A 12,595-nucleotide genomic window follows, 5' to 3' on the forward strand; every position below is an offset into this window, starting at 1 on the left:
TAAAGCGAGCTTATTCGCCGTAATACTCTACGTAGTTTTTTGGGGTTTCAATGAGCTTGATGTAGTGCAATTTGGCGTGAGGAGCCACTTCGTTTAGTCCTTTTGCTAGGATAGCCCAGATTTCAAGGACAAAATTTTCACAGCTAGGAATGATACCCTGCATAAAATCAACGTCAAGATTAAGATTTCGGTGATCGACTTTGTCAACCACACTGTCTTTCATTAGCCTGCCGAGGAGTTTCATATCCACTACAAAGCCAGTTTCTGGATTGATAGGGCCTTTTACTGTGACAATCAGCTCAAAGTTGTGACCGTGAAAGTTTGGATTGGCACAGATGCCAAATACTTCGGTGTTTTTTTCATCCGACCAGCTAGGGTTATATACCCGGTGGGCGGCATTAAAATGTTCTTTTCGTGTTACGTAAACTATCATTCTAATCGACAGTCAATAGTCCACAGCGCCGAGAGTGCCGTATTAAAAATAAGAGAAACGGAGTCACTTTGCTGTCTAATAAGTTTCGACAAAATTACGACCAAAAAACGGTATCCAAAAACATCGTAGATTTCATTGAAAATTCTTTAAAAAGTTAAATTTATTCATGGAATTTTCAATGATTTTTTGTGTGAAATAATACCTACCTTTGTAGCGTTTTTTTGAGTATTTTTACTGTTCCAACTAATTGACTACCCACTATTTAAACGCCTTATCATAAGCTATTTCTATGATCATTGTCACTGGGGCTGCAGGCTTTATCGGAAGCTGTCTTATCAGCAAGTTAAACGAGGAAAATTTCAATTTTATCATCGCCGTTGATGATTTCTCAAAAATTGAAAAAGCACCAAATTTAGAAGGGAAAAAAATTCAAGAACGAGTGGAGCGCTCTGCTTTTTTTGAATGGTTAGACCAAAATTACTACGAAGTAGAGTTCATTTTCCACATCGGTGCCCGCACAGATACGACGGAGTTTGACCGTGATGTTTTGGAGGAGCTTAACGTGCGCTACTCACAGCAGATTTGGCAAAAATGTATCGATTATCAAATCCCGTTGGTGTATGCGTCTTCGGCGGCTACCTACGGTTTAGGTGAGTTAGGCTACGACGACAACGAATCGCAAATCCCGCAGTTGAAGCCGCTCAACCCTTACGGGGAATCCAAAAACGACTTTGACATTTGGGCGTTGCAACAAGAAAAGAAACCTTTTTTCTGGGCAGGCTTGAAATTTTTCAACGTCTATGGCCCCAACGAATACCATAAAGGGCGGATGGCATCGGTGATATTCCACGCCTACAACCAAGTAAAAGCCTCGGGTAAAATGCGCCTCTTCCGCTCACACCATCCCGATTTTAAAGATGGCGAGCAAATGCGCGATTTTGTTTACGTAAAAGACTTACTGGAAGTATGTTCGTTTTTGATGCACCACCGTCGCAACTCAGGTATCTATAATCTTGGAAGTGGTAAGGCACGTACGTTTAAGGATTTGGCCATCAATACATTTACGTCGATGGGCTTGGAGCCAAACATCGACTTTGTGGATACACCAGCCGACATTCGCGATAAGTACCAGTACTTTACTCAAGCTAATATGAACAAATTGCGTTCGATTGGCTACACCAAACCTTTCCATACGTTGGAAGAAGGGGTGAAAGATTATGTTCAAAACTATTTGTCGAAAGAAGCATATTATTAACCACTAGGCAGGCTGTCTATCTCCTGCCTAACGAGAAAACCCCGACCACAGGTCGGGGTTTTCTCGTTTATGGCTATTGTAAGAGGAAAGATGGGGATTGAACGGCTGTTAAAGCAATTCAACAAGGTCTTCTAATTTGTTGATGATAGTGCAATTGGGGCCTATTTCAATGTCTTGACCAACTACTTGGTAGCCAGTAAGTAATATTTGAGCTTTGGGAAACTGCTGACAAAGTTTATTAACATAGGTCTGAACTTCGTCGTGGGCAGGGACGGAGGTGATGCTTGCAAAGACATAGTCTGGTTGATGAACATCATAGGCAAAAACGAGCTCATTAAACGGCAGTGTTTGTCCCAAATAAATAACCCGATGGTGATGCGCCCGAATGACGTAGCTGGTAAACAACAAGCTGATTTCGTGTAATTCTCCTTCGGGTAAAAACAATAAAAATTTCTTAGAATTGGGATGATATTTTATGACTTGGCCGTCGATGGCAACAATGACTTTCTGTCGAATCAAGTTGCTCATAAAATGCTCTTGTGCAGGCCCGATAGAACCTGTAAGCCATAGTGTACCGATGCGGGTCAAAAAAGGATAGATAATATTGAGCATGGTATTTTCAAAGCCATTCTGAAGAAAATTGGTGCTAATAATTTTTTCAAAACGATCTTCGTCCAAGTCAATCATCGCAATTGTGAGGGCGTGAATTTGGTCTGGATAGTTCAGTTTATGATCGGAAATAGCCATAACTTCTTGGCTAATTTCGTCCAAAGAAAATTTCGCAATGTCCGAAATTTTATATCCGTGATCTTTCAGCAAGGAAATATTTAGGACCAATTTTAAGTCTTGGTCGTCATACATCCGAATATTGGTGTCAGTACGCTTTGGTTGAATGATATTATAGCGTTGTTCCCAAATGCGAATTGTATGTGCCTTAATGCCAGAAAGTTGTTCTAAATCTCGTATGGAATAGTTACTCATTTGGCTTTCGCTTTATATGTATCAAGCTTTTGGGTTTTACTGTATTGGCTTTTGGTAAAGGCAATACATCTGCTCTTATTGTGGTAACTTTTTGTTTTCTAAATTGTTTTGACTTCTCTCTATCTAAATAAATAAAGTAGGATGTTGAGCCCAAAGAAAAACGAGCATTGACCAAGGACATACATGAATGCCACTGGATTTTCTTTGCGAAAATTAGCACGTTCAAAATACCAAAGCAAGCCTACTGCGACAATGAACCAAGCGACGTAGTTTTGGAGAGGAATTGTGTTGTTTTCCCAGTTCCAAAAGTCATACGTAATAGCGATGGGTTCAATCAGGAAGTCAAGTAAAACGACGCAGATAGCAGTAGCAATTATTCTGAGGGGAGGGCTAACTTCCCAATCGCTCATAAGAATACCCGCCGAATAAATAATTGCGAGCCAGTTAAGACCAATGGTCAAAGGAACACCAATTACTTTCCAGCCTAGTGTTTCACCGTACTGATAATGTCCAAAAATAAGGCCTGTGTGGATGCCCAGTGCTTCTACGCCAAATCCAATGAGATAGGTAACGATGCAATAAATCACAAAAGAACGGTTCCAATCTTGGTGAAAAATCATCATGATAAACAATGAAGTCACCAAGTGAAAAGGAACGAGTGCTTTGAAGAACTCCTCGGAATCCCTAAGGAACAAACCTGCCAATCCAGTAAGGTTCATAGCAGGTAGTATAATCCAGCAGGCGTATTCGAATGTGGACGAGGCGCGTAGAGATGAGAAAAATGCTTTCATAGGTAGTACTTATCTAACAAGAACTCGGAGAAAAGGTTTTTTGAACTGATAAATACAAAAAATCCCAACGCTTTGCATTGGGATTTTTTAGGGAGGAAGATGGGGTTCGAACCCACGGCCTTCGGAACCACAATCCGACGCTCTAACCGACTGAGCTACAACCTCCGTGTTTTGGGAGTGCAAAGATAAGCACACCTTTTTAAATTTTCCAAGTCTTCGCGCATTTTTTTCGTAGATTTGCAACATAATTTTGTAAACTATTTTAAATCATGACGCTGAAGAAACGCATAGACGAGGACATCAAGCAGGCCATGCGCGATAAAAATCAGGATACACTCCGCGCATTACGTGCCATTAAGTCGTTGATTCTCTTGGAAGTAACGAAAGAAGGAGCGAGTGGAGATTTGAGCGCCGACGATGAACTGAAACTGTTGACCAAAGCCGCCAAACAACGTCGTGATTCGGCCTCTATTTATGAACAACAAAATCGTCCCGATTTGTTGGAAAAGGAAGTAGCCGAAATCGCGGTCATTGAAAAATATTTACCAAAACAACTTTCGGAGGAAGAAGTAAAGGCCAAACTCGTGGAGATAATCGAGCGGGTAGGGGCTAAATCGCCTGCTGAAATAGGTAAAATAATGGGCGTTGCGATGAAAGAATTGGCAGGCCAAACAGACGGTAAAGTGGTACAAACACTGGCGAAAAGCTTGCTCGTGGGATGAACACCCTAGATTTGCTCATTATTATCCCACTTGCTTGGGGAGCATTTAATGGTTATCGCAAGGGACTACTCGTCGAAGTTGTCGGTGTAGCAGCCTTTGTGATAGCCATGATTGTGGGTTTTAAATTTCTTCGTTTTGGTACCGATTTGCTGGCACCTTATCTGACGGTAGAGCTTACGCGTAAGTTTTTGCCATTTATTGGCTTTTCAGTCATTTTCTTCCCGACCATCTTCATGGTCAACCGCATTGGGTATTCTTTACGCTCCATGCTTCGTTATACCATCTTAGGCACGCTCGACAACCTAGCAGGGGCTGCTGTTGGTATATTTACTTGGGTGTTTGGTATCAGTGTTTTCTTTTGGTTGCTTAGTACGATTGGGGTAGCAATGCCGCCCAAATACCGCAACGAAAGTTTTTTATACGAATATACCGTCCCCATTGCTCCCAAAATTATCAGTGTTATCTCTGATTGGATACCCGTAGGTGGCAACCTCATTCGTGAGTGGGGAAGAGGAGAGTAGAGAGAATGTCGAATTTCGAGTGCAGAATGTCGAGTTTTAGTGTCGAGTGCAGAATATGGCATTCCGATTCGACATTCTGCATTCTACCCTCGACACTGTGAATTCGACCCTCGACATTCTTTTTACCGCATTCTCTGAATACTTTCGGACAAGACCTCATAAATGCCTTGCCACGCGGGATAGCGTTCGAGGTAGTCGAGGTGCGTTTCGATGGTTTGGTGGTCGCCACGGCGTGCTGGCCCCGTCTGAACGAGCGCAGGGTCGGGGCTTTGGAGGGCCTTGCGGAGTGTTTCGCGGATGAGGGGTTTGAGTAAGTCAAATTCAAGGTGCTCGGCGTCTAAAATTCTTTTGGAGATAGCCAACAAATGATTGGTGAAATTGCAGGCAAAAACCGCCCCAATGTGCATTAATCGCCGTTCTTCGGAGGTCATAAGATAAACAACGTTGCTGATGCCTTGGGCTAATTGAATCAGCATTTTTTCAGTAACGGGGTCTGACGATTCGATGCAAAATGGTACATCAACTAGCGATAGTTCGATGTCTTTGCTGAACGTTTGGAGCGGGTACAAAACGCCCGTTTGGGCAGGAATGTCGCTATAAATGTCAATAAGCTGCTGAAATTCTGCCAATGATTTGGTACCTGAAGTGTGAACCACCGTACAGTTTTCGGGAAGCACTAACTGCGATACCACATCAGTGAGTGCATCGTCGGCAACGGCCAAAATGAGCAATTCGGCAGTGCTTTCGGCAAAGTCAAGGTCGGGGGCGATGTGGGTATCGTATAGTTTATTGACAAGCCGACGGGCGTTTCGGGCATCGCGACTGTATATTTCGACAATATGGTGGCCTGCGTTTTCGAGGGCTTGGGCTAGGTGCCAAGCCACGTTTCCTGCTCCTACAAAAGAAATGCGCATAGTTGAACAAGTCAGATTGAGGGTCAAATATAAAAAAATAACCCGTCGGCTGGTGAGCACGACGGGCGATGTAAGCGGGCTAGTTGAACGTTTGGTAATAAAAAATCGCTTTGGTGGCCTAGAGGGCTTTTTTCCCAAACTGATACATGACCTTAAATCGAATACCTAAATTGCGGTTTTCGGTGAGGTACGACGGTTTTTGTAAATAAGGAGCAATGTAAGTTTCAGCTTGGACGACAAGGTGTCTCCATTGCTTTTCGACACCAGCTGCCGCAATAAGGTCGTTTGACAGCGTAGGTTTAAGCACAAAATCTGCCCGTTTTTGGGTCATTTCTCCGTTACGTTCGCGGGTGTAAAAGCTAAATGACTGACGAGCCGATAAATTGAGATTGGTACCTCCTGATAATAAGAAGGCAAATCCGTCATTCATTGGCCAACGATACGTCAAACTCACGGGTAGCTGCCATAAAGTGGCACTGGTGGCGATATTGAACGCTTGAGGTGGAGCCATTGGCGATTGAATGGATCCTTTTTTGTTCCAATCTTTAAAATCGCTTTTCGTTTTTTCCTTAAAAATATCTTCAGTAAAGTATTGGGGCCCTATGATAAAAGCACGCGCTAGGCCCACGTTTATACTCCAAAACTTGCCCAAAAGCAAGCTTGTGTTGGCCGTATAGGTGGTTGAGCCATTGCTAATATTTAAGCCTGCTCCCATCCTAAACTTCATGCCTTTAAACGAAATGGAAGGGGGAGGAGCTGCCGCCGATGCCGTTGTGGTGGCTGTTGCAGTAGAAGTAGTGGTATTGGGAGGGTTCGACAACTTCGTATAGGCATACCGCTCTACTTTGGCTTCTGCGGGAAGGATACCCGCTAATGCTTCGATTTCGGTATGGGGTTCTAGCAAGGCTATGGCATCAGACGCACGCTCTGAAATAGCCCCTTCGGTTGCCATTGTTTGAGTTTCTGCATTAAGTGCTCTGGTTGTTTCGTAAGTGCCTGGTTTCGAGTTGATTTTTGATGTTCCTTTTGGAGACACCAATGAACTGCTTTTTGACGAGCCAGCCCCACTAGAAGCAACTCGATGGTGCTTGTTGTCTTGCACATTATTTTTTAACACTACGCTTTCACGGTCAGAGCGAGCTGTTTTGGGAGCTGGTTTTGAACCATTTTCTTGTTGGAGAACAACTCCTTTCTCAACCACATTTTTGTCGATAGCATTGCTCTCAACTTCATTTGACTCGTCTTTGGTAGCTTCTACCTCTTTCTCTTTAGGTGTATGTTCAAATGCGCTGCTGATACGTTCGTTAGGACTTTGACGAATAATCTTGCCAACATTTTTGAGGCGTTCGGCCACGGCGGGCTCTTGGCCTATTGTTTCTTCGGGGCTTTCGTCATTTAAAGAAGGTACAGATGAATCATAGGTATTGAGTTTAGAAGATTTTACTTCGATGTATTTGGTAATATAAACAGTATCTACGCGGGTAGTCACTCGAACGGGAGCGTCTTTTTGCTTGGCAATATTTGCTTTAAGCTCGACTACTTCTTGGTCCAGTTTTTTATTGGTTCGATACTGATAGACATTGGCAAATACCATCATGGCAGCCGCTACACTAGCAGCAGTGTACCATGCAGTGCGCGCACTAAAGCGTTGGAAAAAGGGCTGTGAAGTATGGGCTGCTTGGTAAGCGGCAAACTTCGACCAGTCGTCTTCTTGAAAACTGGGCTGAATCCCTTCCAACTTTTGGCGTATAGCTTCGTCAAATTTATCGGGTTTCATTGTTGTTGGTAGCGTGTTTTCACACTTAGTTTATTGTTTTTGGGCTGAAAATCGCCGTTTAATTCAGTAATTTGGGGTACTCACTTAAACTTCTGTTCTACTTTCCCCTCGCTAAAAAGCGGGTACGATTGCTTGATTAACTCTTGCAAACGGGTACGGGCTCGTGAAAAATGGGAGCGTACGGTGGCTTCATTAAAATTGAGCACATCTGCAATCTCACGAAGCTGGTAGCCGTCCACCACGTGCATCGTAAAGACAGTACGATAAATCGGTTTCAACTGTTGCACCAAAGCCAAAATCTCCTCGGCAGATATTTGGTCAATGACCGATTCATCGTGCGAAGGCTCATGAATATTGTCAAGCCCAATCTCGCCATGAAATTTTTGATGCTTTCGGTAATAGCTAATCGCAGTGTTGACCACAATCGTCCGCAACCAAGCCTTGAAAGGCTGGGTGAGGTCGTAGCGGTCGATGTGCTGGAAGACTTTTAAGAAACTTTCGTTCAAAATTTCTTCGGCTTCTTCCATCGACGACGAATACCGCAAGCTGATTCCCTTGGCATAACCGAAAAATTGCTGAAAAAGTACCCTCTGCGCGCGGCTATCGTTGCTCCGACACGCTTGGATGACTTCTTCTAGGTCATCTTCGGTAAAGTTGATTTTTTTTCGAAAAAACAAGGTAGTAACGGATTTGGATGGTTGTTAGCGGCTTCAATATCTGCCTGATACATACACGCCTGTACGCTATTATGGGGCCTAGTGTTGCAACAAATTACACTTTTTTTTTCTTAAAAAAATTTAAAACTTTTTTGCCACGCCCTGCAAAAACCCTACGTAATGGCTACTGAAATCAATTTCCAATTATCAATTTTTCAACTTAACAAAAACAAACCATGAAAAAGACCTTGTTTTTTGTGTTCGCGTTAGTAGGACTATTTTTGGTGAGCTGCAACCGTGAAGACATTAATGCCAATTCGACAACGGAAGATTTGACAGAAGTAGTGCAGCTTTCGGCAGCTCGCGCTGCGGCCACGACTGACACCGTAACCAAACAAAAGTGTAAAGGCAAACTAACCGAAATCGAAGAAGCAGATTTGCCAGCAGCCGTGAGTTCTTACATTACCACAAACTACGCGGGAGCTGAAATCCAGTTTGCAGGAAAAGACGCAGCAGGACAAATTGTGGTAGGGCTGAAACTCGCTGACGGAACGCACACTGGCGTACTTTTTAACGCAGATGGTACTTTCAACAAAGTGCTTGAAAAGTATGGTAAAAAAGCAAAGTTGACAAGTGTAGAAATTGCTAGTCTTCCAGCGGCTATTACGACCTACATCACGTCGAACTACGCCACTTATACGGCCGTGAAAGCAGGAACAAATGACGCAGGGGATTTCTTTGTTGTGGTTGAACTTACATCGGGCACCGACGAAGAGAAAAAAGCGTCTCGTAAAGTAGTACAGTTTACGGCAGCAGGTGCGTTTACGCAAGAAACAACTCCGCCAGCGCACCCACAACGCGGTAAAAAAGGAAAAAAAGGCCGCTAGTTTAGCTCTTTTGCAAGAGGTTGTCCAAAAAGTTTGGTATCACCAAATTATCTTCGGCGTCTGTTCAACCTCACCCCCTAAATCCCCCTCTCCTTTCTGGAGATGGGGACTTTAAAAGCCCTTCTCCTGGAAGGAGAAGGGTTGGGATGAGGTTGAATCCAAAGAATATTTTGTGACCTGTTACTTTTTGGACAGCCTCTGTTTTTCTTAATAGTACCTAGTTAGAAGTACATACCTATTACACACACCTGAAGTTTATGAAAAGAATCTCAAACCTCTTCTTAGGAAGCATTTTGGCGCTATTGAGTGCTGCTATGTTGTTCAGTTGTTCTAAAACAACCGTTGAACCTGAGCCCGCCGACCAAGTGATTGGGTCGTACAACGGGACTACCTACACTGAGTCAATCAATGGCGTAGCCCAGAGCATTGACTTAACCAATACAAGCATCAAAGAAAACATAACGATTGAGATGTCAGTGGCCAAAAAATCGGCCAACATCGTCACTATTGTATTAAAAATTTCGCAACGCGATAGCACAGGTACCATGCAATCTTATACCGAGACCTACGATTCCATCGAGCTCAAAGCCTTAGGCAACGGGTCATTTGATATGCTATCGGTGGGGGAAACCATTGGGCAGATTGGCAACGGCGCCATAAAGCTTCAAGAAACTTATACTGATACCGATGCCACAACGGGGGTTTCTGCCCAAGTAACAGTGACCATCGCGGCTGCCAAAGCAGTTTAAACCGTCGTCAGATTTTGACGATACATCTACACATAGAAAATTAATGCCACGCAACGACGGCAGGAAACGTACTCGAAAGTAATAATCTAATCGAACGACGTTACCGCCGTCGTTGTCGGCTTTTTGAACTATAATCCATACTTTATGAAACAATTATTACTCGTTCTTCTTTTGCTGGGGACGTTTGCTGGATGGGCGCAGGGGCCTGCGGAGGCAGAGCTTGTTATCAAAGACGAATTTTATAACAACAAGCCTTTGCTGTTTGTGTTGACTGATTTGAAGAAAAAGTACAATGTCAAGGTCGATTACGACGAAGAATTGGTCAAGAAGTACCGCGTATCGTATTGGTTTGATAATACCAAATTTCTCGAAGGTTTGAAGGGGGTATTGAGAGATACCAAAGAGCTTACCTTTTATATTACGGAGGCCAATACGGTTAAAATTGTTCCTAAAAACTCGCCCGAGCTTCCAAAAGAAGCCCGAAAAGAATTTGATACGCGCTACCGTGGTGTACCTACTCGCGCGGATTTTACGCTCGTGGGGCGCATTGTAGAAAAAGGAACGTCCGAAAACATGCCTTTTGCGTCGGTGGCGGTGCTGGGGACAAAAATTGGGGCTCAAACCAACGTGGACGGGTATTTTACGTTGCTTAAAGTACCTTCCGATACTGTGACGCTGTTGGTGAGCTACGTGGGTTACAAAAATGCGACGGTGTTTTTATCCCCCAAAACGCCGCTCGACAATTTCATTATTGAGATTGAGCCAGGCGAACAAGAACTGGAAGAGGTCATGGTGATGGGGGAAAAAACAGAAGTGCTGAAAGCCAACGAGATTGTGGGGATGATTAAAATGACTCCTAAAAACTTGGCAAAATTGCCCAACATTGGAGAACGTGACCCTTTTCGGGCGTTTCAATTGATGCCTGGGGTCAGTGCTTCCAACGAATCATCGTCGGGCTTGTACGTGCGCGGCGGAACGCCCGATCAAACACTGGTGCTGTACGATGGCTTTACGGTATATCATGTCGATCACCTTTTTGGCTTTTTCTCAGCTTTCAACTACAACGCCCTGAAAGATATTCAGCTTTACAAAGGAGGTTTTGATGCCAAATTTGGGGGGCGCATTTCGGCCGTGGCCGAAATCACGGGGAAAGAAGGAAATAAAAACAAAATCAACGCGGGTGCTGATTTGAGCCTACTGAGTGCCAATGCTTATCTCGAAACGCCATTGAGTAAAAAAATGACGCTGTTGGTAGCAGGGCGGCGTTCGTACAAAGGACCACTGTACGAAAAAATCTTCAATACGTTTACCTCAGAACGCCAAACGACGGTCGCACAGACTGGTTTTGGACGCCCGCCAGGCGGGCCAGGAGGACGATTTGGAAATAATGCGCTTCAAAATCAAACGGCGCAATCGTATTTCTATGACTTAAACGCAAAACTGACGTGGAACCTCTCCAAAAAAGATATTTTGACGTGGAGTTTGTACAACGGAACGGACAAGATGGATAACTCCTCGGCGTCGTCGTTTAATTTTGGTCGTGGTGGTGACTTGGGTGCTTCCACTTCTTCCAATGACATTTCGGCTTGGGGGAATTTGGGAAGCAGCTTTAAATGGTCGCGGCGCTGGAACGACAAATTGTACAGTAATATGCTCGTAAGCTATTCTAATTTTTACAGCAATCGAGATAATACCCGCACCGTCGTCAGTACAATTCCTGCAACGGATACTTCGGTGGCGATTACGCGTAAACAGAACATCGGACAAGTCGAAACCAATGATTTGAAGGATTTTACGGCCAAAATAGACTTTGAGTACAAACTTACGCCGCATAATCAGCTGGAGTTTGGGATTCATTCAACGGCCAATACCATTGATTATCAATACATCCAAAATGACACCGTCAATGTGTTGAGCAAAAATGACCAAGGACTGATAACGGCGTTTTATTTACAAGACCAAATGCGTTTGTTTAATACCAAGTTGTTGTTGAAACCAGGTCTTCGTATCAATCATTTTAATGTGACGAACAAGCTCTATTTTGAGCCTCGTTTGAGTGCAACGTACGCACTGACCGATAAAATAAAGCTCAAAATGGCGACGGGGCGTTATTTTCAGTTTGCCAAACAAATCAACCGTGAAGATTTGACCCAAGGTAACCGTAGTTATTGGTTGTTGGCCAATGGTGGAACGCTCCCTATCACGCAGTCGGACCACCTTATTGTGGGGGGGAGTTATGAATATAAGCAGTATTTGGTGGACGTGGAGTTTTACCAAAAAAACAACACAGGCATCACCGAATATACATTGCGTTTTGTGCCCCAAATCCGCCAAGGGTTGAGCGTTCAGGAAACGTTTTTTAACGGCAATGAAGTGGTACGCGGCGTGGATGTGTTGGTGCAACGCAAGTTCGGAGATTTTAACGGCTGGATAGGTTATACGCTGTCGGAAGCGCTTCGAAACGTGTCGGCATTTTCAGATTTACCTTATCATTCTGACCAAGACGTGCGCCATCAGTTTAAGTTTATTGGGGCGTATCGTTGGAAAAACATCGACTTCTCCCTGACTCAAATATTCTCGACAGGGCGTCCTTATACTTCGATTGTGGGGGCTTACCAAGTTAAGTTGTTGGATGGTTCGATACGCAGTTTTACAATGCCGTCGGATAAAAACGCGACTCGTTTCTCGTCTTACAATCGCCTCGATATTTCGGCAACCTACAATGCGCGTTGGGGAAGCATCGGGCTTTCGGTGTTCAATTTATATAACCGCAAAAATGTGTGGTACAAACGTTTTGAAGTCATTACCGAAAACGGCGAAAGTGTGCTTCAAACCACTAATGTCAATTATTTGGGATTCACACCAAACGTCACTTTCTCGTGGAAACTCCGCTAGAAGGGGAGATGAGA

Annotated in this window: 12 protein-coding genes and 1 tRNA gene; 6 read left to right on the plus strand and 7 right to left on the minus strand. The window is 43.9% G+C overall.

All coding sequences use genetic code 11. From position 1 onward, the window contains the following. Positions 1 to 10: 10 nt before the first annotated feature. The gene (locus AC23P2_RS14120; RefSeq protein ID WP_028527066.1) at positions 11 to 430 is read right to left on the minus strand and encodes a 6-pyruvoyl trahydropterin synthase family protein; all 420 of its coding nucleotides are present in this window, start codon (positions 428 to 430) and stop codon (positions 11 to 13) included. Positions 431 to 722: 292 nt separating this feature from the next. Between AC23P2_RS14120 and rfaD the strand changes: the two genes are divergently transcribed. Further along, positions 723 to 1,688, plus strand: coding sequence for an ADP-glyceromanno-heptose 6-epimerase (gene rfaD / locus AC23P2_RS14125; protein WP_183971822.1), 966 nt, complete (start codon positions 723 to 725; stop codon positions 1,686 to 1,688). A 108-nt stretch (positions 1,689 to 1,796) separates the two neighbouring features. Here the strand turns inward: rfaD and AC23P2_RS14130 are convergent, their stop codons facing one another. The 3 genes from AC23P2_RS14130 to AC23P2_RS14140 form a co-directional block, all read right to left on the minus strand. Beyond that, complete coding sequence (locus tag AC23P2_RS14130) at positions 1,797 to 2,669, minus strand: MerR family transcriptional regulator (protein ID WP_487773807.1); 873 nt, start codon at positions 2,667 to 2,669, stop codon at positions 1,797 to 1,799. Positions 2,670 to 2,788: 119 nt separating this feature from the next. Continuing rightward, the gene (locus AC23P2_RS14135; RefSeq protein ID WP_487773808.1) at positions 2,789 to 3,460 is read right to left on the minus strand and encodes a carotenoid biosynthesis protein; all 672 of its coding nucleotides are present in this window, start codon (positions 3,458 to 3,460) and stop codon (positions 2,789 to 2,791) included. 90 nt (positions 3,461 to 3,550) lie between these two features. Further along, a tRNA-His gene (locus AC23P2_RS14140) sits at positions 3,551 to 3,626 on the minus strand. A 103-nt stretch (positions 3,627 to 3,729) separates the two neighbouring features. On the opposite strand from AC23P2_RS14140, the gene AC23P2_RS14145 reads away from it, so the two are divergent. Together AC23P2_RS14145 and AC23P2_RS14150 are read left to right on the plus strand one after the other, a co-directional pair. Beyond that, positions 3,730 to 4,182 carry a GatB/YqeY domain-containing protein gene (locus tag AC23P2_RS14145; RefSeq protein WP_487773809.1) on the plus strand — a complete coding sequence of 151 codons (453 nt, stop codon included), beginning with the start codon at positions 3,730 to 3,732 and terminating at the stop codon, positions 4,180 to 4,182. Then, complete coding sequence (locus AC23P2_RS14150; protein ID WP_028527070.1) at positions 4,179 to 4,703, plus strand: CvpA family protein; 525 nt, start codon at positions 4,179 to 4,181, stop codon at positions 4,701 to 4,703. Before AC23P2_RS14145 ends, AC23P2_RS14150 begins: the two co-directional genes overlap by 4 nt. A gap of 122 nt (positions 4,704 to 4,825) precedes the next feature. On the opposite strand, the gene AC23P2_RS14155 is transcribed toward AC23P2_RS14150, so the two are convergent. From AC23P2_RS14155 to AC23P2_RS14165, 3 genes are all read right to left on the minus strand, one after another. Continuing rightward, the gene (locus tag AC23P2_RS14155) at positions 4,826 to 5,617 is read right to left on the minus strand and encodes a Rossmann-like and DUF2520 domain-containing protein (protein ID WP_487773810.1); all 792 of its coding nucleotides are present in this window, start codon (positions 5,615 to 5,617) and stop codon (positions 4,826 to 4,828) included. A 118-nt stretch (positions 5,618 to 5,735) separates the two neighbouring features. Next, positions 5,736 to 7,394 carry a hypothetical protein gene (locus AC23P2_RS14160; RefSeq protein WP_487773811.1) on the minus strand — a complete coding sequence of 553 codons (1,659 nt, stop codon included), beginning with the start codon at positions 7,392 to 7,394 and terminating at the stop codon, positions 5,736 to 5,738. Between the two features lie 80 nt (positions 7,395 to 7,474). After that, complete coding sequence (locus AC23P2_RS14165; protein ID WP_487773812.1) at positions 7,475 to 8,071, minus strand: RNA polymerase sigma factor; 597 nt, start codon at positions 8,069 to 8,071, stop codon at positions 7,475 to 7,477. A gap of 215 nt (positions 8,072 to 8,286) precedes the next feature. Here AC23P2_RS14165 and AC23P2_RS14170 point away from each other — a divergent pair, with 215 nt between their 5' ends. The 3 genes from AC23P2_RS14170 (at position 8,287) to AC23P2_RS14180 (ending at position 12,581) form a co-directional block, all read left to right on the plus strand. Further along, positions 8,287 to 8,937: a hypothetical protein gene (locus tag AC23P2_RS14170; protein WP_487773813.1), complete on the plus strand. Its 651-nt coding sequence runs from the start codon at positions 8,287 to 8,289 to the stop codon at positions 8,935 to 8,937. 257 nt (positions 8,938 to 9,194) lie between these two features. Beyond that, entirely contained in the window at positions 9,195 to 9,686 is a 492-nt protein-coding gene (locus AC23P2_RS14175; protein WP_487773814.1) for a hypothetical protein, read from the plus strand. A gap of 144 nt (positions 9,687 to 9,830) precedes the next feature. Continuing rightward, entirely contained in the window at positions 9,831 to 12,581 is a 2,751-nt protein-coding gene (locus AC23P2_RS14180; RefSeq protein WP_487773815.1) for a carboxypeptidase-like regulatory domain-containing protein, read from the plus strand. Positions 12,582 to 12,595: the final 14 nt, after the last annotated feature.

The organism is Runella sp. R0.1_18 (assembly GCF_057652155.1).